This window comes from Rheinheimera sp. (assembly GCF_030690345.1).
In the GTDB taxonomy this organism is placed as follows: Bacteria; Pseudomonadota; Gammaproteobacteria; order Enterobacterales; family Alteromonadaceae; genus Alishewanella.
Genome location: NZ_JAUYGV010000008.1, coordinates 364,570 through 391,399 on the forward strand (window position 1 = coordinate 364,570; position 26,830 = coordinate 391,399).

Consider the following 26,830-nt stretch of genomic DNA (forward strand, 5'->3'; position numbering starts at 1 on the left):
AGCCATGCGTAATTTGTACACCCGGGGCTGCATGAATAAAAATGATATTATTTCATTAACCCATGAGCAGAAGTCATAGTTAATGCATTTCGAACGCTTAACAGCGCGATGGCGGGATATCGCACGCTGCTGTTGGCAGCATAAAAAGCTCGCGGAAGTGATGCCCCCTGAGTAAAAGGGGGCGGCTGATATGTAATTGCATTAGCTAACTTATGTCATCGAGTGCAGGCCGATTAAATTGCCCTCACAGTCGCGCACTACGGCGCAAAAACCATGTTCACCAATAGACATTTTCGCCTGCTGTATACTGCCGCCATTGGCTGCTGCACGATCAGCCTGCACCGCACAATCCTCGCAGCCAAAATACACCAAAGTGCCACCGCAGCCGGGAGTAAAACCAGCCATCTTCACCAGGCTACCGCCGGCACCGTAATAACTCATGCCGTTTTCTTTATCCATCGGGAAGAACCACATGTCCATCTCAACCTCCGGCGTGGGTGATGGCATGTGTTCCAGCTTGATATCAAACAGCGCCTGATAAAACGCTTTGGCGCGCGGCATATCGTCGACATAAATTTCAAAGTGCACTACCGGGTTAAATTTCATCGTGTTGCTCCTAAAATTGGCAATACCCTGCCACAGCCAGCTGATGTTGCTGCAGTATAGGTAGCAGTGATTGACTCACGTTAGTTAGTCGGATGGGGAAAGTAAAGATTTAATCGCTACCACTATTCTAGACACTACGCCAACTGAGTTTTATATTTATACGTCAGTTGCGTTCGGTGTGCTTCTGAATCCCTTACACTTAGTAAAACTAATTCAATGCGAGTAGTAGCGCAATTTTAGAAATGCATATTCTCGTATTGGTTATTCCAATTTAATCTTTAGAGTAACCTATCTGCAGCTTGGGCATTTACTATTTTCAACTGTTTAATAATTGACCAGATGAGATACACCTCCTATCCTGAAATTCAAGAATTTCCACTAAACAAGGAAGTGTAATGACAGCTCATCTAAAATTGGATGTCGTGCGAGAATCTGATTTTTTCGTTGAGGAATCGGAGCACGACATATTCATTACCGGAACGTCATTTTCAATGCCCAAATTTGATCCCAGCACCTGGGGCAGAAAAAACCTCTACATTCAGGCCTACGATCTCACCCTCATTGAAAATATACAGTCACCCGGGAAAGTCATTTCGATCAATACCAGAACTCTCCGAACTCCTTCTACAATAACTATTGATGTGTCTGGCGGACATGGAGCACCACATACGCTAAGAGCAAACAATGGTCGTACCTTAGGTGCCGCAGGAAATAATGGCCAAGACGGATCCGCCGGCAAAGACGCTGGAACCATCATGATGCATTTAGAGAATCATATCGGACAAAGCGTGACGTTGTTGGCTATTGGAGGCAATGGCGCACAAGGCCAGCATGGTGGTGATGGCCAGCAGGGTCCGCAGGGACGAAATGCTAAGGACAGAATTACGCGTCAATCTGACGAAGGACCAGGTAAAGCGGGAGAACGAGGAGGTAAAGGAGGCGACGCTGGCCGTGGTGGCAAAGGCGGCAAAGGTGGTAATGGGGGCACAATCAACCTTGAGCTTGGTGAGGCGGCAGACAAAACGAAATTTATCTCCAAAGTAACTGGCGGTAAGGCGGGTCTTCCGGGGGAAAACGGAAAGCCTGGTATAGGCGGAAATGGCGGAAAAGGGGGAAAAGGAGTTTCTTGTGAATATGAAGCTCGCGATCACTGGCGGTAAGCGAATCATTTGTTTGTAAGAGCGATACAACATCATTTTTTCAAAGGCACTAACAAGGAACTTAATCATGCCAATCTGGTGTACACACACTAAGCGAGCTGCAAATGGGCCACAGGGCTTTGAAGGAAATATTCCTGCGGCAAATGACAATGGAGTTCTGGGAAAAAATGGTGAGCTGTTAGTTATCACCGACAACAATAAAGGATTATCTACTGGGTACAGTTTGTCTTTTACTCAAATGCTGCTCCATGAAGCAGAACTTGATTATTTAAATCAACGTTTTGAGACATCAGCAGAAAAACTTATCTGGATAAAAAGTATCGTATTGAGCACAACCGCGTTTAAAAGTGAAGCAGTCGACATGTTGGTAGCAGGACAAGAGCTTGAAATGTTACCAGACGTGCAACTAGTGCTAGTTAAACGTATTAATGTGCTACTGACTAAACTATCACAAGGTCTCGACTATTATGGACATTTCCCAGGCCATGTACCTCTTACTACGCTTGACGTGTATGAGCAAACGATAAACCGAATGTTGCCATTGGCTGGCGATATCGAAAAAGCCTATGAACAATATTACACAAAACAACAAGAAGATGTAATTCTGAAAAAAGCCATTGATACGGCAGTCAGCACTTTAGAAATCCAATATGATCGAATTGACAATCAAATACTTCATTTTAGTAGACAAATTCAAGGGGATAGAGATGAGGTTGCCTCACTCCTGTTGGAGGAGGAGGCCTTAAAGTTTAAGGTTGAAAAGGCAGAAGAAGAATTTAAAGAGGCTGTAGCGCGACAAGCCTCTTGTGGATTTGAAGACGCTTTAAAAGCTGGCGCTGCGGTAACGGCAATCGCTACCGGAATCGGAGCAATTGCTGCTGGAGGTACCGCAATATTCAATGCAGGCCAGATGATCGAAAAATCAAAAACACTCGAACAATGGAAGAAAACCGGCCAATACATAGTCAAGCAAGCTAAAGTGATTAAAGGTGGCATAGACGAACTGAAAAAAGGCTATAACGATATTAAAGAGGTCGTCGAATTGGAGAGGGACGCAGGTAAGCTTATCGTTGCAGAAGATGACTTTGATAAAATGATTGATAAGTTCAGTAACTTGCCAGAAGCCAATCAATATCAAAAGCTCATGAAGCAATACTTAGCCATTATTAAGCTGAGAAATAATAAAATTCTTGGAATCGATGCTGCCATTTCACAAGTGTATGAACTTGAATCAGAACAAGAAGGGATTGAACATGACATAGCATCAACAAAGATACGAAATATTCAAGTGTTTAACCGCAGGTTAGCGGAGCATTATGTCTTTTTCGATAAAGCTTTAAGACGCGTCAAAGCAGATCTTCTAAAAGCTGTTGTCATGGCTCACCGCGCACTTAACTATTGGTCACTCAATGGTCATGGGGTACCACGTGATTTACAGGACAGATCTGTGGACCAAATCAAAGCCTATTATGCGGGCTTTATCGCTGACATTTTGAATGAGAGAACCAACCGTAACAGTGCGCCAACCAAATTCACCACTGGAAAAATTCAATTCTCCCGTGGTACCCACCCTGAATTATTTGACACATTCGATGTAACTGGTCAGTTTACTGTGGAAATCGAAAAGACCAATCGTGAATTTGTATTATACTCACAAATGTTAGTTACATCGCTAAAGCTTGCGGTCAAATCAAGAAAACCATTCGAGGGTACACGTTGGGTGAAGTTGGTTCACAACGGGGACCCGTTGTTTATTGATAGACAAAATAAAGAGCACCGATTTTTGCATGACGCTCGCAGCTTCCCGATTCAATTCTCAAAGAGCCAAGATGAACGAGAAATCGAACTTGGTAGCTCTAAGGTTTACGCAGAACTAAGTCCATTAGCTTCTTGGTCTTTATCCATGGAGTTTGCCAATGATACTGGGCTATTGGATGGGGAGTACGAAAGAAAAGAGCGTAAAAACATAAAACAAGTAGACTTTATGTTTTCAGGCGTAACTTTCGCGCGATAAAAAAATATTTCCAGTGTACTAGCTTAGAGCACATTTAAACAGGTATCAGTTTTAAAGGCTTTTTTTTACAAAAAAGAATCTATAGTGACAGATTGCCTGACTCTTGATCGAAGATTTATATGAAATTTATCACGCTGTGAAATCTAATACTCGATTTTAGTTACTATACTTCCTCAATATTCGCTGAGTTGGCCTGTTTATAAACTACCAACGATTGAAGTAATCAGGCTCTAATAAAATAAGGAGATTTTCTGATGTCTAAGGAAGACGAAATTAAAAAAGAGGTTTTAGATCTATATAGTAGTTATGCCTTAAAACTTGGACGAGACACGTCAACTATCACGGCGGATACCATACTGGCTTTTCCAGCAGGTTTAAAACTTACTGTTATTCAGAGAAAGTCTCTTAAGCCTGATCTGAATAAAATCCTAAATAGAGAAAATGCAAAACTGTTCGTCAATGACGATGTCACTTCATTCATAAAAATAAAAGACGCTCAGAGTAAAGTATGGGATAGAATCAAAAGCAGGGAATAAAAACCGAATAAGGATATATATTATGAAATATAGCTCATCACTATGCAGCATTGTTTTTTTACTTCCTCATTTTACTCATGGCGTTGAAAGTGAGTGCCCAATAACCTTATCTCAGCACAGTACAGACAAAAACAGGACATCAAAACCTGCTTATATTCAGTACATCAAATCAAATAAAGATGATGAAAATAAAGAAGATAAAGAGTCATACTCTATAGACGCTGCTCTAAGTGTTTCTTGCCCAATTAATGAAACAAGCGAATTTATGTTCGCGGTTGAAGGCCATAAAAATGATCTAACAACTAAGGAGTCTGATTCATTGGCGGCAAGAGCAGGATGGTCAACTAACCGCTACAAAGATAAAAACTATGGCTTTATGACTTCAATAGGCTATATTTCAGATCACGTTAAAGACACAAAGAGTATACAAGTTATTGCTGACTTAGATTTTTTAAAAAATAATTGGTATTTAAATAACTATTGGATTGGCGACTCAACAGCCTTTATGTGGTCACCAACACTTGCTATAGAGTATGAAAATTTCATTAATCAAGCTGATAGTAAAGAAGGCAGCGTTATAAGGGGAATGCTTGGCATATCTGGAACGTACGCATTTTGGGAAGATAAAGTTTCTGGAGTTTACAAACTAGTGTTTAACGTGAGTTACAATAAATGGCTGAACTTCAATGACAGTAAAAAACTTGAGCTGCCTAAGAATCACGAACTAGCAACTGTTTCTCTGAGTTACATAATTGAAAAAACGAAGAATTATGAGATATCTTTGTCTTACAAGTACAACAATGGCGAAGATATAAGAAACAAAATTGCTGATAATAAATATGATCAGCTAGGTTTAGGTATTAGCGTTATATTTAAGTAGCACTGGGAATATTTCTATTCTGACTGAGCAACAAAGTGCATATAGGCTTTACACCGAAGAAAGTTTGCAGGTTCGGACTATGAAACAGGCATGGCCTCACTCGCCGATTGATAAAAAAACAGCCCTCAACCGGCATTGGTACATAGATTTTATGTCTGACCAGCTTAGTAACTGAATGCGTTGTTGGGTATTGAATGTGAAGGAACACTATTCGCTTAGTATGCAGCAGTCTCTATCAGCGGCAGACATGTGGCAAGTAATAGAATAAATATAACATTGAACAACCTTCAGAATGAAGATTTTTCCTTTTTAATTTTAACCTCGGCCATTTCTTTTAGCTCTTGCTCCTCTTCAAGCTCTTTATCAGCAGCATCTTCCTCATTTTCTTTGTAGCTTATCAAAGGTAGCCGCTTTGAAGCGACTAACCAAGATATCCCAAATGCCCACAAGCAGACAAATTCGACCCAAAACACAGCTGTATTGTCTGGTGAGTTATCAAGCCACTTTGAGAGAATTAAGTAGATACCTGATAAGACCATAGCCCCCGCACATAGCTTATATATCCAAAAGCGAATTCGAATTCGATGCAGGTTCGGGTGCTTTTTCAATTTATCGTTTGCACGATTGGCAAATCCCAGGCAGTAATAAAATAGTATAGTGATTAGTAAGACGGCGCTAGTGTAGTGAATATATGGAGTTACCTTCGAGCCGGTGGTATTACAGATACTTTTATCTTCTAAAGTGCGAATGAAACCATCATCGCTATGAAGGTTTTTACAATATTGAGTGTCAAATGGAATCTTGGCAGAATCTATCCAGTTTAAGTTCAATGTTGTTGGAAAAACCGCCACAAAAATAGCAAGTATGCCTGCAATCTTAGCAAGAACCTTTTCCGTCTTACTAAATCCGTTATAAGCAATGAGAAAGGAGCCAACGGCAAACAACGAACCGACAAAAAAATCCCTTGCGCCTAAATGATATGTGACACTAATACTTGTTGGGATCATAAACTTGCTATTGTGAAGACCAAACATGATAGTTGTTACTATCGCGATACTAATGGCTATTGAGCCCACTATTAGCCGGAGGGCTTTATAGTTTATATCCTTATTGCCAGACATCAGCCCCCCCTCTCCCTAGTCTGAGCGTCTTTGCCCTTCACCTAATACAGTAGATGAATCGCCATTACTTGCGTGTTGTGGCAGAACTATCCTAGCGACCATTACTAATCTTCCCTGTACCTTTGCAGTAGTGGCAATCTATCTTATTAGTACCACCTTTGGTATGGATTGGGCTGCGGCTGTCATAGCTGGCACTTATTTCAATCACATCTGTAACAAACTGCTTCGCGGCGCTATCAAATCCATTTACATCAGAAACGTATTTCCCCGAGAGTTTCAAAGAGAAATGTGTATTCGTTTTTATAAGAGCTAAGAGCTGCCCTGCTAAATCGTTACTTAAATCTTCGCTATTATCCACGAAAATCCTCCATTTCTCTGTATGCAGTGTGAATATCCGGGGTAAGATAATTTTTTACAATTGTCATATTCGGATTAGTCGCGCCATCAACTTGTTTAATATCGTTTAACCATTCGTTGTAAATACGCTTATATAATTCGCCATGATCGTTGAGTAAGTAATCTCGCTTTTCCTTTTTATTGAAAAAGTTGCTACGCCAAGCTCTAGATATCATTTCAAGATGCAACCTAACTGGATTGAACTCTTCATGATAAGCAATTTCTGATTTAGGGTGAGGTGTCTTGAAATTATTGCCATCCTTAACTTTGTTCAAGTATTCAATTAATTCCTTTTTAGTGTACCCCTCGAATCTCCGTTCCTTTGCAAACAAAAAATTGTATATTCCAATCAATCCTCCTGCAATGGCAGTTATCCAAACGAATATTTGCAACAAGGTTGGATCAGCTGAGTCAGACATAACAGAGAATCCTAATATCGTCGCTATGAAGGCTAATTATTGAAAAAATTTATAGACTATTTTGAAATAGGAAGCAAGTTTGCTTCATGTGAATCTTTTTTAACTTGTGAAATGACTAGACTTGCCCTAGTGCCATAGACTTTCATTAAACTCATAGAGATTAGATTTTGCACTTTAATACGCATTAAAGATCAGATTTTGCACTAACTTAGAGACAAAGAGCGGTCAGCGCATCTAACTTAATTAATTTTCTACGAGCTGTCACTACGTTAGTTACAGTTTACATTATTGCAACTATTGAGGGCGATACAGCACCGTATCTACAAGCTCACAGCTTGTCAGAACAATAAGTAGGAATGTGCTTTGATGTATTACAAAAAGAGAGTTTAGAATCGCAGAGTAAGAATAAATCCCAGTCTGGCTGGGCTTTGAATATCACATATTACTTTTTGGCTAAAATTTCTTCGCCATTGGCGGTAGCCAGATTGCACAGCAAATGATGCAAAGTACTTAGCAAGAAGACTCTATATTTACGATGAATTAGTTTGAAACGGGTAATAACTTACTGAGAATATTGGTGCCTAGGGTCGGACTCGAACCGACACGGAGTTTCCCCCGGCGGATTTTGAATCCGCTGCGTCTACCGATTTCGCCACCCAGGCACTGAGGGATATTTTGAGGTAAACGCCTGCATTATACGACGCGAATGGCGATGCGCAAGCGAATTTATGCCACAGCGGTTTAGTTGCACAAAATTACAGCAGCTTCGAAAAAACAAGGCTGCATGCTACACTTGCGCGGTTTTTTACTAGCGGATAACACTATGTTTGCTGATGCACCCCGGGCCGGGTTAATTCGCCGTTTGGCGGCGATGTTGTATGACTGGTTAATTTTAGCTGCACTGTGGATGGCGGCGATGATGCTGGCCTTGTTGCTGGTTACACTGCTAAACAGCATTGGCGTAATTTCGCTGGCTGATTACACCGACCATGCCGATTTTATTGCCCAACATAAAATCTGGTTTCAGCTCTATTCTGTGTTGTGGTTCTTTTGGTTTTATCTGTACTTTTGGTACAAAGGCGGCCAAACCCTGGGTATGCGCGCCTGGCGTTTATTGTTAGTGCAGCAAAACGGCGGCGCTATCAGCTTTAAGCAGGGTTTACTACGCGCCCTTACGGCGTTATTGGGCTTAGGTAATTTATGGCTTTGGCTACGCTGGGGTAAAGGCCTGGCACTGCAGGATCAGCTAACTGATACTCAGGTAATAGTGCTGACCAAAGAGCAAAGCAAATTACTGAACCTGCATAAAGCAGCGCGGTGATTAAGCACTAACAACCCGATTGCACTAAGCCTACGGTTAAACGCATGGCGATGTGTTGGCGTGTGCAATCGGGTTGGTAAAAGTTAACTATACCTTCTTACGCATTAAGTACACCGATAAGGCAATAAACAGCGCGCTGGGTACTATGGCGCCGGCCAGTGGTGGCAACTGGTATACCAGGGCTACCGGGCCGAATACTTCGTTACTCATATAAAACGCAAAGCCGGTTAATATCCCCATCAGCACCCTGGCGGCCATAGTAACGCTGCGCAGCGGGCCGAAGATAAACGACAAGGCCATTAATAACATAGCGATAATAGTCAGCGGTTGCAGCGCTTTGCGCCAAAAGGCCAGCTCGTACCGGCTGGAGTCCTGGGCATTTTGCTGCAAATAATCCACGTAGTCGTTTAAGCCGCTTAACGACAGCATTTCCGGCTTAATGGTTACCACGCCCAGTTTGTCCGGCGTTAACGACGAGCGCCAGCCCTGCTCCGGCCACTGTTGTTTAATCACGCGCAGTTCGGTTAAATCCAGCCGCTTTACCTGCTGCAGCTGCCAGGCATCGCTGCTGTATACCGCGCTGTCAGCACTGGTGACCGACACTAACTGCAACTGGCTGTCGAATTGGTAAATAACAATTCCTTCCAGGTTACCGAAATCGTCTACCTTGCGGATATTAACAAACTGGTCGCCGTCTTTGGCCCAAATACCCTGCTGCGCAGCAAACAGGCTACCGTCTGAAATAGCTTTGGTGCGCAGCTCACGGGCCGCCCTGTCGCTTACCGGCGCGCCCCACTCGGCTACCGCCATAACAAACAACATCATGATCACAGCGGTTTTCATTACCGAACTGATGATATTAAAGCGCGATAAACCGGCGGCCTGCATTACCACCAGCTCGCTGCTGCTGGCTAACATGCCCAAACCAATTAAACCGCCGATCAGCGCTGCCATCGGGAAAAAGGTCACCAGGTCGCCCGGTACGCTGTACAACGTAAATAAGGCGGCGTGCACCATGTCGTAATAGCCACGGCCAACCGAGCGCATCTGGTCGATAAATTTAAACATCGCCGATATGGCCAGCAATACGCTCAGCGTTAGCATCGAGGTGTTTAAGATAGTGCGGCCGATATACAGATCAAGAATTTTCAGCATCTCAGCCCCTACCCGCCAGCCAGGCGCGCAAGCGCTGGGCACTGCTGCGACTGTTCATAATAAGCGCCGTACCCAGCAGTAAGGCACTGGCATGCAACCACCACATGCCGAGGGCCGGCGGAATTTTGCCATCTTCCAATGCCGAGCGGGCAATAATTAACAGCGAATAGTAGCCCAGGTACAACAGCAACGCCGGCAACAAGCGACCAAATTTACCCTGACGCGGATTAACGCGGCTGAGCGGCACAGCGATTAGCGCCAACAGCGGAATAGACAGCGGTATGGCGATACGCCAGTGCCACTCGGCAATGGCTTCGCTGCTTTGCATGGTTAACAGCTCGGCGGTGGGCACACTGCCCAGCTTGCGCCGGCGCTGCTCTACTTCCTGCTCGCGGATCTGAATTTGGTAGCGCTCAAACTCGGTAATTTCAAACGCCGGCGACACCGCATCACCGGCATAACGCCGGCCCTGCTCCAGTTGCAATACCTGGGCACCGCTGGCGTCTTCCTTTACATTACCGCTTTGCGCATACACGATAGAATGGCCGGGCTCGTCGCGGGCATTACTTTGCGCCACAAACACGCGGGATAATTCGCCGCTGCTACTACCGCGGCCAACGTCGTGCACGAAGATCACCGCTTTTTCATTTGAGGTATGCTGAAACCGGCCCGGCACTACCGATAATAAACCGGCATTGGCGTCGGCTTTTTCCAAAATGCGGTATTCCTGCTCGGTAGCCCAGGGGCTTAAAAACAAGGTAACACTGCCGGCCAAAATGGCCATTAACAGCGATAGCATCAAGGTTAGCCGCGTAACATACCACTCGCTTACGCCGGTGGCGTGCAATACGGTCATCTCGCTGTCGGCATACACGCGGCCATAGGCCACTAAAATGCCAATAAAGGCACTGAGCGGCAGAATAATTACCGCCAGCTGTGGCAGCTTCAGCGCCACTATGGTCATTACCAACTGTCCCGGGATTTCGCCCTCAGAGGCATCGGCCAGAATTTTGACAAAGCGCTGGCTAATGATAATGGTCATCAGAATGATAAAAACCGCTAACTGAGACTTAAACACCTCACCCAACAGGTAACGAAAAATAATCAACGCGCCCCCTAAAAACCTGCCTTTTTACTGGAACCCTGGCGATTTTTCAGTAAACTTGATATTTATAGCAATTATTATCGACCAAACGGCGTAGAAAACCGAGCTTTTTTATGAATTCACGGTAGAATTTGGCCATTAATGTGTCGGCTTATGTTAGCACAATCTCTTAGAATCAGGAGTTAGCATGGAGTTCAGCGTAAAAAGCGGAAGTCCGGAAAAACAACGCAGTGCATGCATTGTTGTCGGCGTGTACGAACCGCGTCGTCTTTCCGCTGTAGCAGAACAACTGGATAAAATCAGTGAAGGGTATATCAGCAACCTGCTGCGCCGCGGCGATTTGGAAGGCAAACCCGGCCAAATGCTGTTGTTGCATCACGTACCTAACGTATTGAGCGAACGCGTATTATTGGTAGGCTGCGGTAAAGAGCGCGAGCTGGACGAGCGCCAATACCGGCAGATTATTGCCAAAACGATCAGCACGCTAAACGAAACCGGTTCGATGGAAGCGGTATGCTTTTTATCCGAGTTGCACGTAAAAGGCCGCGATACCTACTGGAAAGTGCGCCACGCGGTGGAAACCACCCAGGACTGTCTGTACGTATTTGACCGCTTAAAAAGCAAAAAAGATGAAACCCGCCGCCCGCTGCGCAAAATTGTATTTAATGTGCCGACACGGCGCGACCTGACTATTGGCGAAAAAGCAGTAGAACAAGGCCTGGCTATAGCGGCCGGTATTAAACAATGTAAAGACGTCGGCAATATGCCGCCGAATATCTGTACGCCGCAGTATCTGGCCGACCAGGCACTGCTGCTGGCTGAAAGCTCAGCCAAAATCAGTGTTGATGTATTAGGCCCGGAAGAGCTGGCCGCACACGGCATGAACTCTTACCTCGCGGTTGGCCGTGGTTCAGTGAATGGCCCGCGTATGGCGGTTATTAAGTACAACGGTGCCGGTAACGACAGCGCGCCGGTGGTACTGGTAGGTAAAGGCTTAACCTTCGACTCCGGTGGTATCAGCTTAAAACCGGGCGATGGCATGGACGAAATGAAATACGATATGTGTGGCGCCGCCTCTGTGCTGGGTACCATGCATGCCGTAGTCCAGCTGAACCTGCAGGTGAACATTGTCGCCGTACTCGCCGCCGCCGAGAACATGCCGGATGCTAACGCCTACCGGCCGGGTGATATTTTAACCACTATGTCCGGCCAAACGGTGGAAGTATTAAACACCGACGCTGAAGGCCGCTTAGTGTTGTGTGACGCCTTAACCTATGTCGAGCGTTTTGACCCCGAGCTGGTAATAGATGTGGCCACCTTAACCGGTGCCTGCGTTATCGCACTGGGTAAACATGCTACCGGTTTGCTGAGTAACCATAACCCGTTGGCGCATGAGATTTTAAATGCGTCCGAGCAAAGTGGTGATCGCGCCTGGCGCCTGCCGCTGTGGGATGATTACCAGGATCAGCTGGAAAGCCCGTTTGCCGATTTCAGCAACTTAGGTGGCCGCGCCGCCGGTACTATTACTGCCGCCTGCTTTTTATCGCGCTTTACCCGCAAATATAACTGGGCGCACCTGGATATTGCCGGCACCGCCTGGCGCAGTGGCGGCAAAGATAAAGGCAGCACCGGCCGGCCGGTGTCGTTGTTAACCCAGTTTTTAATTAACCGGGTTGGCCAACAGCAGGATCATTAATGCAAGTTAGCTTTTATCTGCTAAGCGACACACCGGCAGAAGATCAAGCGAGACAAAATGAGCTGAGCAGCACGCCAGCTCATTTTGCTTTGGCATGCCGGCTGTGTGCCGACTTGTACCGCGCCAAGCAGCGCGTTTTCGTTTATACTGCCGACCAACAACAGGCCGAAGTTTTCGACGAACTGCTATGGCAGTTTGATGCCGAACGCTTTGTACCGCATAACTTAAGCGGTGAAGGCCCGAAATACGGCGCACCGGTAGAAATAAGCTGGCAGGCGCCACGGCAAAACCGCCAGGTGCTGATTAATTTAGCCACTGAGATCCCGGCTTTTGCCAACCGCTTTAGCCAAATCATCGAATTTGTTCCCGCCGCCGAGCAATTAAAAGCGCAGGCGCGGGAGCGTTTTAAGCAATATCGTCAGTTGGGCGTTAACCCGCAAACCGTTAACGCCCCCTGAGCACAGGTACTATCATGGAAAAAACGTTTAACCCCACTGAAATAGAACAGGCGATGTATAACGCCTGGCAAGCCAAAGGCTACTTTGCGCCACACGGCGATGAGAGCAACGGCAACTACTGTATTATGATCCCGCCGCCGAATGTTACCGGCAGCCTGCATATGGGCCATGCCTTTCAGCAAACCATTATGGACGCCCTTACCCGCTACCAGCGCATGCAGGGTAAAAATACGCTGTGGCAGGTAGGTACCGACCACGCCGGTATTGCTACCCAAATGGTGGTAGAGCGTAAACTGGCGGCTGAAGGCTTACCTGGTCGCCACCAACTGGGCCGTGATGCATTTATTGAAAAAGTCTGGCAGTGGAAGGAAGAGTCCGGCGGCACTATTACCTCGCAAATGCGCCGTTTAGGTAACTCAGTAGACTGGCAGCGCGAGCGCTTTACCATGGATGAAGGCTTATCCAATGCGGTGCAGGAAGTGTTCGTCCGGCTGTATGACGACGAGCTGATTTACCGCGGCAAACGTCTGGTAAACTGGGACCCGAAACTGCACACCGCCATCTCTGATCTGGAAGTGGAAAACAAAGAGCAAAAAGGCCAGATGTGGCACTTGCGCTATCCGCTGGCCGACGGCGCTGTAACGGCTGATGGTAAAAATTATCTGGTTGTAGCCACCACCAGGCCGGAAACTATGCTGGGTGATACCGGCGTAGCAGTAAACCCGGAAGATGAGCGTTATCAGGCACTGATTGGCAAAGAGGTGTTACTGCCGCTGGTAAACCGCCGTATTCCTGTGCTGGCCGATGAGCATGCCGATATGGAAAAAGGCACCGGCTGCGTCAAAATTACCCCGGCACACGATTTTAACGACTATGAAGTGGGCAAGCGCCATCAGCTGCCGATGATTAACGTGATGACACCGGACGCCACTATCCGTAGCGAAGGGGAAGGCTTCCACAGCAATGGCGAATTAAACCCGGCGCTGGTTGGCGTTATTCCAGCTGAGTATCAGGGGCTGGACCGCTATGCCGCGCGTAAAGCTATAGTTGCTGCCTTTGATGCCGCCGGCTTGCTGGAAAAAGTCGAAGATCACAACAACACCCTGCCGTACGGCGACCGTAGCGGCGTGGTAATTGAACCGCTGCTCACCGATCAGTGGTATGTGCGGGTTGCGCCGCTGGCGAAAACCGCCACTGAAGCGGTAGAAAGCGGCCAGATTGAATTTGTGCCCAAGCAATACGAGAACATGTACTACAGCTGGATGCGCGACATTCAGGATTGGTGTATCTCACGTCAGCTATGGTGGGGCCACCGTATTCCGGCCTGGTACGACCAAACCGGTAAAGTCTATGTCGGCCGTAATGAGGCTGAAGTGCGCGCTAAACATCAGTTAGCCGACAGCGTAACGTTAAAGCAGGATGATGACGTACTGGACACCTGGTTCAGCTCGGCACTGTGGACCTTCTCCACCCTGGGTTGGCCGGACGATACCGAGGCACTGCGTACCTTCCACCCCACCAATGTGCTGGTAACCGGCTTTGACATTATTTTCTTCTGGGTCGCCAGAATGATCATGATGACCATGCACTTTATTAAAGATAAAGACGGCAAGCCGCAGGTACCGTTTAAAACTGTCTATGTTACCGGGCTTATCCGCGATGAAAACGGCGATAAGATGTCAAAATCCAAGGGCAACGTGGTTGACCCGCTGGATATGATCGACGGCATTACGCTGGACGAGTTACTGGCCAAGCGCACCAGCAATATGATGCAGCCCAAAGATGCCGAGAAAATTGCCGAGCGCACCCGCAAACAATTCCCTGAAGGTATCAGCGCCAGCGGCACCGACGCGCTGCGCTTTACCCTGGCAGCGCTGGCATCTACCGGGCGTGATATTAACTGGGATATGAAGCGCTTAGAGGGCTACCGTAACTTCTGCAATAAACTGTGGAATGCCAGCCGCTATGTGCTGATGAACACCGAAGACCAGGATTGCGGCTTTAACGGCGGTGACATGCAGTTATCGCTGGCCGATAAATGGATCTTGGCGCAGTACCAGCAAACAGTTAAGCAAGTGCGGCAGTACTTTGATACCTACCGCTTTGATTTAGCCGCCACCGCCTTGTACGAATTTACCTGGAACCAGTTCTGTGACTGGTATTTAGAGCTGACCAAGCCGGTGCTGTTTAAAGGCAATGAAGCACAGCAACGCGCCACGCGCCATACCCTGGTTACTGTGCTGGAAAGCCTGCTGCGTTTAATGCACCCGATAATGCCGTTTATTACCGAGACCATCTGGCAATCGGTAAAACCGCTGGCCGGCGCTACTATCAACAACAACGCCGACAGCATAATGCTGCAAGCCTACCCGCAAGTGGATGACAGCCTGGTTGATGCTACCGCCACTGCTGATCTGGAATGGTTAAAAGCAGTGATCACTGCCATTCGTAACGTGCGCGGCGAGATGAACATTGCGCCGGGTAAACCGCTGAGCATATTGCTGCGCAATGTAAACAGCGAAGAGCAGCGCCGCTTAAGCGAAAACGAGAGTTTCCTGATGAACCTGGCAAAGCTGGAGCAAATCACTGTGCTGTCAGCTGATGCGCCGGCGCCAACCTGTGCCACGCAATTAATCGGCAGCATGGATTTACTCATTCCGATGGCCGGTTTAATTGATAAAGACGCCGAGCTTAGCCGCATTGCCAAGCAGTTGGAGAAAACCCAACAGGAACTGGCCCGCGTGGCAGGCAAGCTTAGCAACGCAGGTTTTGTGGCCAAAGCACCGGAAGCGGTGCTGGAGAAAGAGCGCGCCAAGCAAGCCGAGCTGGAGCAGGCCGTGGTTAAGCTGCAAGCCCAGCAAGCCGAAATCGCGGCCTTGTAATAGCACCTTTGCCGAAAAAACCGGGCCTTAGTGTCCGGTTTTTTATTGCTAACGGCCGCGGCCAAAGCTTTAGCTGCCAAGGGCCGGCAAAAGATCTCAGTTGTAGAAAACAAAATTTTTGCTATGATTGCGCGGTATTTCGGCAACTGGCTGACTATACGCTTGCACTGCGTATTTATGCAGTAAAGTCTGGGGTTTAGCGCCGGTGTTTTTTGCGCGCAGCACAGCTGAATAAATGCAAGGAACCGCTCCGTTGAGTTGGGTTATCTGCTGCAACGGTTCACTTAACTTTTATCCGGCGTGCCGGAGTTAACTTTGAGAATAATAAATGATGTCAGCAGATACCCTGGTTGAGAGTCTCGCCGAACCTGTTGCAGCGGCGGCCGAAGCGGCCGCCGCAGTTGTCACCACCCCTTCTGCTATCAGCTTAATTCCACCTGTGGTGGTACTGGCTATTGCTATCTGGTTAAAACGGCCGATTTTAGCGCTGGTAATGGGCGCTATTGCCGGTTTATTGCTGTTATCACCGGTTGGCGCGCTGGGGAATTTTGCCGACACCTCATTGCGTGTTATGCAGGATGAAACCATAGGCTGGTTAATTCTGGTATGTGGTGGTTTTGGCTCACTTATCGCCCTGCTGGTGCATACCGGTGGCGCCTTTGCTTTTGGCCGTGCCGCGCAGCGTGTGGCCACCGGGCGTAAATCCTCGATGTTGATGACCTGCTTCCTCGGCATAGTGATCTTTGTTGATGACTATTTAAATGCGCTGACAGTGGGCGAAACCATGAAACGCATTACCGACAAATACAAAGTATCACGCGAGATGCTGGCCTATATTGTCGACTCAACCGCCGCACCGATTTGTGTACTTATTCCTATCTCTACCTGGGCGGTGTTTTTCGGTGGCCTGCTGGTTGCCAACGACGTGGCCCCGGCCGGCGACGCCAGCGGTATTCAAACCTATATTTCTGCCATTCCGTATATGCTGTATGCCTGGCTGGCGATGCTGATGGTAATCCTGGTTATTTTAGGTGTGGTGCCGGTATTTGGTCCGATGAAAAAGGCCGAATTAGCCGCACAGCAGTCGCTGCTTGCCGCCGAAGATGCGCCCAATTCAGCCACCACAGCGCAGGACACCCATTCCGCTGATGATTTTGCCGTGCAGTCATTTGACGAAGAGTTTGAGCAAAGCAACCGCAAAACCGGCAAGCTGCATAACTTTTTGCTGCCGATGATCATGCTGGTGGGCTTTACCATTTGGTTTGAAATTGACGTATGGAAAGGCCTGTTAATGACCTTTGTTATTACCTTGCCGCTGTATATGCTGCAACGGCTGATGAATATCTCCGAAATGATGGACGTGATGATCCATGGTTTTAAAACCATGCTACCGGCTATCTGCACGGTTATTGCTGCCTTTATCTTTAAAGACGTGTGCGACCAGCTGGGTTTACCGCAATATATTATTGATAACCTGGCGCCCTATATGAGCGCGCAGCTGTTGCCAGCACTGGTGTTTTTCTCAATGGCGATCCTGGCCTTTGCTACCGGCTCGTCCTGGGGCATTTTTGCTGTATCTATTCCGATTGTAATGCCACTGGCATTTGCGGTAGAAGCCAATATTCCGCTGGTAATAGGCGCGCTGTTATCGGCCAGCTCTTTTGGTAGCCAGGCCTGTTTCTACAGTGATTCTACCGTACTGGCGGCGCAGGGCTCAGGCTGTAACCTGATGAGCCATGCGTTAACCCAGTTCCCCTATGCCTTTATGGCTGCTGTGTTGGCGTTTTTCGGCTTTTTAGCACTGGCTTGAGCTGAGTATTCATCAGCAAAAAAGGCGCTTAAAGCGCCTTTTTTATTTACTCCGCTGTGGTTAAAAATCCAGGCTGACGGTAACCGTCCAGATAACGCTCAATGGTTGCCGCCAGCGATACCAGCTGCGGCTCAGACCAGGGTAGCGCCACAAGGCTAATGCCCAGCGGCAAAACTCCATCAAAGGCTGCCGGTATGGTTACCGAAGGGTATCCGGCCACGGCCGCAGCGGTAGAAGTACCAAAATTAAACTGATCACCTTTAACGTGGTCTATTGGCCATGCCGGGCCATACGAGGGCAAAATAATCGCATCATAGCCCTGCTGCAGATACTGGTTAAGCGCTAGCTCAGCCAACTGCCGGCTTTGCTCCAGTGCAGCAAGATAGTCGGCCTTGTCTTGTTCAAGATCTATCGCCTCGGCCTGCTGCAAATATTCTTGGCCATAAAATGCCAGCGCCGCCTTACCTTGCTGCTGATTAAACGCCACAATTTCTGCCACAGTGTCTACCGTTTCGGGTGCCTGATAGCTTTTTAGCCATTGTTCCAGGTCGCGTTTAAACTCATAAATCAGCACCTTAAATTCAGCCTGATACAGCTCGTCTGGCAGCTGCCAGCTGTCAGCATTAACTACCTCAATGCCATCGGCCTGCAGCATTACCGCTAACTGATTAAACATCGGGGCCAAAGCGCGGTTCCGTTTATCATAAGCGCGCACTAACAACACTTTTTTCGCCTTGCTTGGCACTGTGGCAAAATGTGCCAAGGGTGCAGACAGTTTACTGCGTGCTTCAGCGGTTAGCATAGCGTCCAGCAACAACGCAGCATCAAACACCTTACGCGCCATGGGCCCGGCGATATCCTGAGCATGCGCAATAGGAATAATACCCTCGCCCGACACTGCGCCACGGCTGGGCTTAATGCCTACTATGCCGTTGATGGCCGCCGGACAGGTTATTGAGCCATCGGTTTCGGTGCCCACGGCGAACAAGGTAAAATCTGCCGCCACGGCTACCCCGGAACCTGAACTGGAGCCGCACGGAGTATGAGTTAACAAATGCGGGTTCTTCACCTGACCGCCCAATGCCGACCAGCCACTGGCTGAGCCTTCACCGCGAAAATTAGCCCATTCGGATAGATTTGCTTTAGCCATGACCACTGCACCAGCGGCACGCAGTTGATGCACCAGCTGTGCATCACCAGGCGTAATATGGCCTTTTAACGCCAACGCCCCCGCCGTTGTTGGCATATCATCTGCGGTGGCAATATTAGCTTTTAGCACTACCGGCAGGCCATGCAAGGGTGATAAAACCTGCCCCACGGCGCGCTGTTGATCCAGTTGCCTGGCTTGTGCCAGCGCCTGTTGATTAATATCAGCTATTGCCGCCAGCTGGTGGCCATTTTGGTTGTTGGCGGCAATCTGAGCCAGATAATGACTAACTAACTGCTCGCTACTAAGCTCGCCGCGCTGCATCGCATCCAGCGCTGTTTTGGCATCTAGCCAGGCTGGCGCCTGCTGTGCTGGCGCAATGCTACTAAACAGCAAAATACTTATCAGGTTTAAACGGCTACGCATGGCAAATTTACCTTGTTGTTATCGTCAGTTAACAGATAGTACGTCAGCTGCTGCTAATACTGCTGAAACTTTATCCTGCAAAAGCCGCTATTGCCCGCAAAATAACCAACCACAGCGGCGCCGGAGTAAAAACAGGCATTGCATCAACACTTTGTCACTGTTTTATCCCTGACAAAACGCCGCTACACTGTTACCTTATATAACAATCCTCTATAACAACTTTATACAGCCTGTTTACCGGAGTGTTTATGCTTACCTTAGTGGCTAAAATTCTGAAAGTACTTAACTCGGAAGCCTCCCCCTGGCAAATTGGCTGGGCCATTGCGCTGGGCCTGTTTGCCGGTATCTTACCCTTTGGCTTACTCACCTTGCTGATCATCTTAATTGTCTGCCTGCTGACCATTAATCTGTCGACCTTTATTGTGGTATGGGGCTTAACCTCTGGCCTGATGTTACTGTTTGCCGACCCGCTGGAGCGCCTGACCTGGCAGTACGCGCAAAACGACAGCCTGTTGCAACTGTTAGCCAACACCGAAACGCTGCAACTGCTGCATTTGCACCATACGCTGACATTAGGCGCCTTTGTACTGGGCGCTGTATTGCTGCTGCCCATTGCCTGGTTAAGTAAAATGCTGGTAATGCAGTACCGTGTGCGGGTGATGAACAGCGTGCAAAAATGGAAAATTATGCAAATGCTCAAAGCCAGCAAGCTGTTTGCGCTGTACGAAAAGTTAAATTAAGGAGCACAACATGATCCGTAAATCCGGTTGGTTAGTCTTTATTGTGTTCTTTGCCGCCTTACTGGCGCTGGTGTATCTGTTTGCCGGCCCGGCTATTCGTATTGGCATGGTGTATAGCCTGGAAAAAGCCGTCGGTGCTGAGGTGAATATCAGCAAGGTATCGCTTGAGCTGGCGCCGCTGGCGCTGCGGGTAAACAACCTGCAAATAACCGATGCGGCAAAGCCCACGCACAACAGTTTAAGCTTTGGCCACGCCCGTGCCGCGCTGGAGTTATGGCCGGCCCTGCTGGGTTATTATGTTATTGAAGAGCTTACAGTAGATGGCCTGCAATACGGTGCACAGCGTAGCAGTGAAGGTGCCGTGTACCGCCAACCCGGCGCTGAGGGCGAAAAAGTTGATATAGCCAAACTGCTGCAGGTTGATTTACCCGATGCCGATGAGCTGATCGGCCGGGCTAACCTGCAAACCCCGGCCAAAGCTGAAGCGTTAAAACAGTTAGCCGCCACAGAGCAACAACAACTGAAAGGCCTGCAGGACCAACTGCCGACTAAAGATACCCTGGCGCAGTACCAGGCTGAGATTAAAGCCCTGACCGACAGCAAAATTGCCAACGCCGCCGATCTGGCCGCCAAAGCACAGCAGCTGCAACAGCTGAAAGATAAACTGAACGCCGAAAAAGCTAAAGTAGATCAGGTAAAGCAGCAACTGACACTAAGCAAAGACAACCTGCAACAAGCGGTTGCTGAGCTAAAGGCGGCCAGCAGCGAGGATTACGCCAAAGTGCAGCAACTGGCGAATTTAAGCGACGGCGGTTTAGCCGGCATCAGCCAAATTCTGCTTGGCGACTTATGGGGTCAGCGTATTGCCCAATTACAAAGCCTGTATTTATTGGCTAAGCCTTACCTGCCGGAAAAAACAGCATCGACGGCGGAAAACAGTGCAGAGCCGGAAGTGATCTTGCCCAACCGCATTTTGCCCTTGCCGGGCCAGCCTTACCCCGATTTTTGGGTAAAACAGGCGCGGGTTAACTGGCTGATTGGCGGTGGTGAAGCCACCATCGCCTTGCAGGATATTACCGCCCAGCATGCGCTGATTAACAGCGCAACTAAGTTCTCGCTGGATGTAAAACAGTTGCCGCAACTGGCAGCATTTAACTTAAGCGGCGACTTTGCCATTTTGCAGCAAATGGTAACTAACCTGAACTGGCAGCTCGATGGCTTAAACCTGCAGCCGATGACTTTAGGTAAAGGTGACAGCGCGCTGGATCTGGCAGCCGGGCTTATCAGCTCAGGCGGCAAGCTTAACCTGACCGATAACCGGATCACGCAACAAGCCAATGTCGTATTAAACGCAGCAAACTTTAACAGCAGCGGCAATAAGTATCTGCAACAGCTGGCCGGGCTACTGAACCAACAACAGCAAATTCCGTTTAATATTACCACCACCGGCTTAGTCAGCGCGCCGGATGTGAGTATCCGCTCCTCGCTGGATAAATTGCTGGGCGATGCGCTGCTGGGTGAAGCCAAACAAAAAGTGGCCGCTTACCAAAGCGAGTTACAGGCTAAACTAAACAGCCAGCTGCAAAGCGGCCTGGCCGGCCAACAAGACTGGGCGGCACTGCTGACACAGCAAGATGGCGCAGTAACAGATGCCGGCAGCAGTATTGAGACTATGCTGAATGCCAAACTGGCCGATGTAAAAGACCAGGCCAAAGATAAGCTGAAAGACAAACTGCTGAATAAACTCGGTGGTGGTAACTAAGCTGCTCTGCTTACAGGCTGTAACCGGGTGTTACAGCTTGTAAGGCTTTATTAATGCGCCCCCGCCGGGCGCATAATTGCCTCCGTTTGCCCCATTGCTATCGCTTTTATTCTGCCAACGCTTAGATTTCAGGCCACATAAGTGCATGGAATCACGCGCATGAACCTTACCCGCGCGGCATTGAAAAGCCCGGCCAGTATTATTGTTATCGCCATTCTGATTTTACTGTTTGGTGTGATCAGCCTGTTGAAATTACCAATCCAGATCACACCGGATATTGAACAACCGCAAATATCGGTATTTACCGGCTGGCGCTCGGCAGCACCACAGGAAGTGGAAGCGGTGATTATTGAGCCGATAGAAAACGCCATTAAAAATACCCGTGGTGTGGTGAAGGTAGAAACCAACATTCAACGCGGTTTTGGCTCCATTACGCTAACCTTCGATGTTGGCGCCGATATGCAGCAGGCTACGCTGGATGTAATTAATAATCTGAACCAGGCTCCGCCCTTACCACTGGATGCCTTCGAACCCACAGTAGTAGCCGGCGGTGGACAAAATACGCCGAATGCCGCCTCTATCCTGATCCGGCCGTTACCGGGCAACAAGATGCAGGATGTCGCCCGTTACCAACAGTTGATTGAAGATGTGGTGTATCCGCGTTTAAGCCGTATTCAGGGCGTAGGCCAGGTTAATTTAAACAGCCAGCGCCCGCGTGAGCTGCGCATCAGCTTTGATCCGCAGCGGGCCGCAGCGCTGGGCTTGAGCATTAACAGCATGGCCACACAAATCCGCGCCGCTACGGATGCTTCCGGCGGCTTTGCCGATGTTGGCCGGCGCCAGTATACCGTGCGCTTTGCCGGCCAATTTACCCCGCAATCGCTGGGCGATATGATCCTCGCTTACAGCGGCGAAAGGCCGATATACCTGCGCGATGTTGCCACAGCAGAGACCGGCTTTAGTGATCGTACCGGCTTTACGCTGCGCAACGGCGCCCACGCTTACTATATTACGGTGGCGCGCAATAATGACGCCAATACCGTTGCCCTGCTGGATGATATTAACCTGGCCATTAAAGAGCTGAACGAGGGCCCGCTGCTTGAGGCCGGCCTGATGATGGATTTAAGCTTTGATGCTTCAGTACATATCCGCAATGCACTGGCGCTGGTAAAAAGCAATTTAGGCCTTGGCGTACTGCTGGCGCTGGCACTGCTGTGGCTATTTATGCGCGGCTGGCGCGCCACTGCCATTATTGCGCTGACAATTCCGCTGTCGCTGGCGATGGCCCTGCTGGCACTGCAACTGCTGGGGCGCAGCCTTAACGTTATTTCACTGGCAGGGTTGGCGTTTGCAGTGGGTTTAGTGCTGGATGCCGCCATCATAGTGCAGGAAAATATCCTGCGTTTAAAAAGCGGCGGCATGGATGATAAAAAAGCTGCCCTGCGCGGCGCAGCCCAGGTTAGCGGCGCCCTGCTGGCCTCTACCGCCACCACAGTGGCGATCTTTTTACCTATCTTGTTTATGGCCGGCATTGAAGGCCAGTTGTTTTCTGACCTGGCGCTGACCTTATCGGTCGCGGTGTGCAGCAGCTTTGTTGCCGCCATTACCGTGGTGCCGCTGGCCAGCCGTTACTGGCTGCCGGCACAGCAACAAGCTGACCCTTTTGCCGCGTACTGGCAGCGTTTAAGCCAGCTGATCCTGCGCCTGACCAACAGCAGCAGTAAACGCCTGAGCTGGGTCGCCGGCTTGCTGGCGGGCTCAGTAGCGCTGACACTGCTGTTGCTGCCACGCACTGACTTTATGCCACGGGCACCGATAGACGGCTTTTTCTTTAATTTCAGTTTGCCACCGGGCGGCAATATCGAATTTCTTGAGCAGGAGCTGGCTAACCGCGTAGTAGAGCGGCTGGAGCCTTATTACAGCGGCGGCAAAACGCCCGGCATTAAAAGTTATAACTTTTACTCTTACGGCCCTAATGCCAGCGGCGGTTTTATTTACGCCGCCGACCCGACTCAGGTTGAGCAATTAATGGCGCTGGTGCGCAACGAAGTATTTGCCGGCATCCCCGATACCCAGGTATTTTTGTTCCGCGGTTCAATGATTAACGTCTCCGGTGGCGGCGATGGCCGCAATATAGAATTGAACCTGCAGGGGCCTGAGCTGGCAGAGCTGATAAAAGCCGCCCGCATTGGCGTTGATGCCGTACAGCAGCACTTACCGGGCGGCAGTGCCCAGCCGGTACCGGCACTGGATATGGCTGAACCGGAGCTGCAACTGCTGCCCAACGACAGAGCCATCAGCCAGGCCGGGCTAAACCGCGCTGACATTGCCGGCTATGTGCAGGCCTTTACCAGCGGCTTGTTTGTGTCGGAGTATTTTGATGGTAACGATCGCATGAATGTCATTTTACGCGCCCTGGCCTGGCAAACGCCGGAGCAGCTGGCCGCGATGCCGGTGGTCACGCCACGGGCCGGTAACCAAACGCTGTCTGACCTGGTTTATGTGCGCCAAACCGTAGGGCCATCACAGCTGCGCCGCATTGGCGGTAAGCGCACTATCAGCTTAATAGTGCGGCCACCGGAGGGAATGTCGCTGGATGAAAGCATGGATATTCTGCAGCAGCATGTGCTGCCACCGATGCAACAAGCTCTGCCGCAAGGTGCCAGCCTGCTGCTGAGCGGTAATGCCAGCCAGATGAATTCTGCCATCGATGAAATGCTGCTGAATTTTGCCATGGCACTGCTGATCCTGTTGTTATTAATGACAGCCCTGTTCAAATCCTTGCGTGATGCCCTGTTGGTGCTGCTGGTCATGCCACTGGCGATTGCCGGTGGTGTCGCTGCTCTGGCGCTGGTGAATTTGTTTGCGGTGCAGTCACTCGACCTGCTGACGATGATTGGCTTTATTATTTTACTTGGTCTGGTAGTCAATAACGCCATTTTATTGGTAGACCAAACCCGCAGCGGTGAGCGCGAGGGCTTAAGCCGGCACGATGCAGTGCAGCAGGCCATATTACTGCGCGCCCGGCCGGTATATATGAGCACCCTGACCAGCTTATTCGGCATGCTGCCGTTAATGCTGATCCCGGGCGTCGGCGCCGAAATATACCGCGGCCTGGCAACTGTTATCGTCGGCGGCATGGCGGTCAGCGCCATTTTCACGCTGATTTTACTGCCGGCCGTGTTACAAATGCAGCGCCCGGTAGCGCTACGCCGCACCATTCCCCCCGTTTCAGCCCAAGGAGCGCACAATGCGTAATACTTTACTTATCCTCTGTTGGTTTTGCTCTGGCCTGGCATCGGCGCAAACTGCACCGGTTACCTCAGTGCAACTTAGCCAAAGCCGTTTATCCTATGAGGTGCCTACCATAGACGTGGCCGGCACGGTGTACAGCCTGAACAACACAGAACTGACCGCCGGTATAGACGGCCGCCTGAGCTGGGTAGCGGAGGCCGGCACCCTGGTAAAAGCCGGCGATTTACTGGCACAACTGGACCCGTTGCCGCTGCAATTGCAAAAAGCCGAGTTGGATGCCCAACATACACGGGCCAAATTGCAGGCCGGGTACTTTGAACGTGAGTACAACAGGTTGCAGGATTTGCAGCAAAGCCAGAGCATCTCGCTGTTACAGCTGGATAAAGCCCGCTCGGATTATCAGCTGGCACAAGCAGATGCCGATATTATGGCAGCGCGCATTGCTCAGCTGAATGATCAGCTCAGCCGCACAGAAGTAAGAGCGCCTTTTGCCGGTGTAGTTGCCCAAAGGCTGCGCGAAGCCGGCGGTGATGTATCGCGCAGCACAGCGCTGCTGCGCTTGCAGGATATTTATCAGTTGGAAGTGCGGGCCTATGTGCCGCTGCACTACCTGCGCTTTGTCCGGCCCGGTGACACGCTTAGCATCAGCAGTGCGCAACAACAGGGCAGCGCAGCCGTTAGCGCACTGATCCCGGCGGCAGATGCGCAAAGCCAGCGCGCCGAACTGCGGTTAAAACTGGGTAACGCCTCCGGCGATTGGCTGGCCGGTGAACTGGTGAGCGTAAAAGTAGCCACCCGCGATGCTAAAGCGGCGGTTACCGTGCACCGTGATGCCCTGCTGCTGCGCAGCGACGGCACCTATGTGGTTACCGTAGACGAGAATAATGTTGCGCATCGCAAAGCGGTGAAAGTCAGCGATGGTAACGGCGAATGGGTGACCATTGATGAAGGCTTACAACCTGGTGAGAATGTGGTCACCCGCGGTGCCGAGCGGCTGCAGGATGGCCAGACAGTATCGCAAAGCTAAAGCGGCCGCTGCCACGCGGCCCTTTTTTAACCACAAATAAAATCATTTGTTTTACATTTAGTTTAAATTAATGCAAACTCAGGCCTACCTGTTTAATCGAAGCAATGCGTTGCTTAAAGGAACCGGTATGACTTTGGGTTGGACTATCTTCGCCTGCATCGGCACTTTCTTTCTGTCTTATGTGGTATTAGCCATCGGCTTTGTTACCGCCTTTGGCTTACAACAATATGGCAAACTACTGAATTACTATGTGGTCAGCGCCTGGGCCTGGCTGCCAGGTTCAGGTATTCTGGCTATTGTGCTGGGGATCGGTAATTACCGCAGCGGCGCCGATGCCGACGGCTACTGGATTTTTGTATTGCCGTTTGCCGCACTGGCGCTGTATTTTGCCGGCTTACTGCTGCTGGATAAAAAGCGCGAACATTTGCTGTCGCCTGAAGTAAAAGGCCGGGTTACCCGTGGCGGTGCGCCCTTTCAGGGGGCTTGTGTGGTGCGTGCTTTAACACACGGCGAGACACACTATATCGACGAAGCGGTGACCGATGAGCAGGGCCGGTTTCAGTTTGCGCCGAAAAGCGTGATAACGCGCGCCTGGTTTAAAAACCACTTTCGCCAGGAGGTTTACCTGAAAACCGATGGCGAAGCACTGGCGCTGTGGTATATCAGCGCGGATCAGGCATTAACCCATAAGAGTATTGATATTCTGCTGCAACAGCTGCAATGCGAGTTAGATAACCCGGAACTGGCCTATGAGCTGGTGAACTTTGAACAACCGGAACAACATCTGACCGCCATCAGTCGCAGTATCTTTAACCAGCCGGAGCTGATTAAAAATACCGCACCTTATTGATTCAGCCTGGCTGTGCAGCGCAGGCTTGCTTAAGCAGTACCGCGCCGCAATCACAAAAAAGCCG

21 protein-coding genes and 1 tRNA gene are annotated in these 26,830 nt (G+C 49.4%); 14 read left to right on the forward strand and 8 right to left on the reverse strand.

Annotation, left to right across the window (positions count from 1 at the left end; translation table 11 throughout):
• Nucleotides 1–210: 210 nt before the first annotated feature.
• A complete protein-coding gene (locus tag Q8O77_RS16650) occupies nt 211–606 on the reverse strand; it encodes a VOC family protein (RefSeq protein WP_305555837.1) in 396 nt (131 codons plus the stop codon).
• A 395-nt stretch (nt 607–1,001) separates the two neighbouring features.
• Here Q8O77_RS16650 and Q8O77_RS16655 point away from each other — a divergent pair, with 395 nt between their 5' ends.
• From Q8O77_RS16655 to Q8O77_RS16670, 4 genes are all read left to right on the forward strand, one after another.
• Nucleotides 1,002–1,766, forward strand: coding sequence for a hypothetical protein (locus Q8O77_RS16655; protein ID WP_305555840.1), 765 nt, complete (start codon nt 1,002–1,004; stop codon nt 1,764–1,766).
• A 67-nt stretch (nt 1,767–1,833) separates the two neighbouring features.
• Nucleotides 1,834–3,780 carry a hypothetical protein gene (locus Q8O77_RS16660; RefSeq protein ID WP_305555843.1) on the forward strand — a complete coding sequence of 649 codons (1,947 nt, stop codon included), beginning with the start codon at nt 1,834–1,836 and terminating at the stop codon, nt 3,778–3,780.
• A 254-nt stretch (nt 3,781–4,034) separates the two neighbouring features.
• Complete coding sequence (locus Q8O77_RS16665) at nt 4,035–4,316, forward strand: hypothetical protein (protein ID WP_305555846.1); 282 nt, start codon at nt 4,035–4,037, stop codon at nt 4,314–4,316.
• 22 nt (nt 4,317–4,338) lie between these two features.
• Nucleotides 4,339–5,196 carry a hypothetical protein gene (locus tag Q8O77_RS16670; RefSeq protein ID WP_305555849.1) on the forward strand — a complete coding sequence of 286 codons (858 nt, stop codon included), beginning with the start codon at nt 4,339–4,341 and terminating at the stop codon, nt 5,194–5,196.
• 287 nt (nt 5,197–5,483) lie between these two features.
• On the opposite strand, the gene Q8O77_RS16675 is transcribed toward Q8O77_RS16670, so the two are convergent.
• The 4 genes from Q8O77_RS16675 to Q8O77_RS16690 form a co-directional block, all read right to left on the reverse strand.
• Nucleotides 5,484–6,317 (reverse strand): hypothetical protein, encoded by an 834-nt coding sequence (locus tag Q8O77_RS16675; protein WP_305555852.1) that lies wholly within the window; start codon nt 6,315–6,317, stop codon nt 5,484–5,486.
• A 91-nt stretch (nt 6,318–6,408) separates the two neighbouring features.
• Nucleotides 6,409–6,675 (reverse strand): hypothetical protein, encoded by a 267-nt coding sequence (locus tag Q8O77_RS16680; protein ID WP_305555854.1) that lies wholly within the window; start codon nt 6,673–6,675, stop codon nt 6,409–6,411.
• Nucleotides 6,668–7,132: a hypothetical protein gene (locus Q8O77_RS16685; protein ID WP_305555857.1), complete on the reverse strand. Its 465-nt coding sequence runs from the start codon at nt 7,130–7,132 to the stop codon at nt 6,668–6,670. The genes Q8O77_RS16680 and Q8O77_RS16685 overlap by 8 nt, the downstream gene beginning before the upstream one ends.
• A gap of 575 nt (nt 7,133–7,707) precedes the next feature.
• Nucleotides 7,708–7,794 (reverse strand) — tRNA-Leu (locus Q8O77_RS16690).
• A 161-nt stretch (nt 7,795–7,955) separates the two neighbouring features.
• Here Q8O77_RS16690 and Q8O77_RS16695 point away from each other — a divergent pair.
• Complete coding sequence (locus tag Q8O77_RS16695; protein ID WP_305555860.1) at nt 7,956–8,453, forward strand: RDD family protein; 498 nt, start codon at nt 7,956–7,958, stop codon at nt 8,451–8,453.
• Between the two features lie 87 nt (nt 8,454–8,540).
• On the opposite strand, the gene lptG is transcribed toward Q8O77_RS16695, so the two are convergent.
• The gene (gene lptG, locus Q8O77_RS16700) at nt 8,541–9,608 is read right to left on the reverse strand and encodes an LPS export ABC transporter permease LptG (RefSeq protein WP_305555862.1); all 1,068 of its coding nucleotides are present in this window, start codon (nt 9,606–9,608) and stop codon (nt 8,541–8,543) included.
• A 1-nt stretch (nt 9,609) separates the two neighbouring features.
• Nucleotides 9,610–10,716, reverse strand: coding sequence for an LPS export ABC transporter permease LptF (gene lptF / locus Q8O77_RS16705; protein WP_305555865.1), 1,107 nt, complete (start codon nt 10,714–10,716; stop codon nt 9,610–9,612).
• A gap of 184 nt (nt 10,717–10,900) precedes the next feature.
• On the opposite strand from lptF, the gene pepA reads away from it, so the two are divergent.
• The 4 genes from pepA to Q8O77_RS16725 all read left to right on the forward strand — a co-directional run bounded on the left by pepA (nt 10,901) and on the right by Q8O77_RS16725 (nt 17,559).
• The gene (pepA, locus tag Q8O77_RS16710) at nt 10,901–12,409 is read left to right on the forward strand and encodes a leucyl aminopeptidase (protein WP_305555869.1); all 1,509 of its coding nucleotides are present in this window, start codon (nt 10,901–10,903) and stop codon (nt 12,407–12,409) included.
• Nucleotides 12,409–12,867 carry a DNA polymerase III subunit chi gene (locus Q8O77_RS16715; protein ID WP_305555872.1) on the forward strand — a complete coding sequence of 153 codons (459 nt, stop codon included), beginning with the start codon at nt 12,409–12,411 and terminating at the stop codon, nt 12,865–12,867. The genes pepA and Q8O77_RS16715 overlap by 1 nt, the downstream gene beginning before the upstream one ends.
• 14 nt (nt 12,868–12,881) lie before the next feature.
• Nucleotides 12,882–15,749, forward strand: coding sequence for a valine--tRNA ligase (locus Q8O77_RS16720; RefSeq protein WP_305555875.1), 2,868 nt, complete (start codon nt 12,882–12,884; stop codon nt 15,747–15,749).
• Between the two features lie 328 nt (nt 15,750–16,077).
• Nucleotides 16,078–17,559 carry a Na+/H+ antiporter NhaC family protein gene (locus Q8O77_RS16725; RefSeq protein ID WP_305555878.1) on the forward strand — a complete coding sequence of 494 codons (1,482 nt, stop codon included), beginning with the start codon at nt 16,078–16,080 and terminating at the stop codon, nt 17,557–17,559.
• Between the two features lie 46 nt (nt 17,560–17,605).
• On the opposite strand, the gene Q8O77_RS16730 is transcribed toward Q8O77_RS16725, so the two are convergent.
• On the reverse strand, nt 17,606–19,132 hold the full coding sequence (locus tag Q8O77_RS16730) for an amidase family protein (protein ID WP_305555881.1): 1,527 nt from the start codon (nt 19,130–19,132) through the stop codon (nt 17,606–17,608).
• 248 nt (nt 19,133–19,380) lie between these two features.
• Between Q8O77_RS16730 and Q8O77_RS16735 the strand changes: the two genes are divergently transcribed.
• The 5 genes from Q8O77_RS16735 (at nt 19,381) to Q8O77_RS16755 (ending at nt 26,766) form a co-directional block, all read left to right on the forward strand.
• Nucleotides 19,381–19,872: a TIGR03546 family protein gene (locus Q8O77_RS16735; protein ID WP_305555884.1), complete on the forward strand. Its 492-nt coding sequence runs from the start codon at nt 19,381–19,383 to the stop codon at nt 19,870–19,872.
• 10 nt (nt 19,873–19,882) lie between these two features.
• Nucleotides 19,883–21,634, forward strand: coding sequence for a TIGR03545 family protein (locus Q8O77_RS16740; RefSeq protein WP_305555887.1), 1,752 nt, complete (start codon nt 19,883–19,885; stop codon nt 21,632–21,634).
• Nucleotides 21,635–21,793: 159 nt separating this feature from the next.
• Nucleotides 21,794–24,892 carry an efflux RND transporter permease subunit gene (locus Q8O77_RS16745; protein ID WP_305555890.1) on the forward strand — a complete coding sequence of 1,033 codons (3,099 nt, stop codon included), beginning with the start codon at nt 21,794–21,796 and terminating at the stop codon, nt 24,890–24,892.
• A complete protein-coding gene (locus tag Q8O77_RS16750) occupies nt 24,885–25,916 on the forward strand; it encodes an efflux RND transporter periplasmic adaptor subunit (RefSeq protein ID WP_305555893.1) in 1,032 nt (343 codons plus the stop codon). Before Q8O77_RS16745 ends, Q8O77_RS16750 begins: the two co-directional genes overlap by 8 nt.
• 127 nt (nt 25,917–26,043) lie before the next feature.
• Nucleotides 26,044–26,766, forward strand: coding sequence for a carboxypeptidase-like regulatory domain-containing protein (locus Q8O77_RS16755; RefSeq protein WP_305555896.1), 723 nt, complete (start codon nt 26,044–26,046; stop codon nt 26,764–26,766).
• The last annotated feature ends 64 nt before the right edge of the window (nt 26,767–26,830 follow it).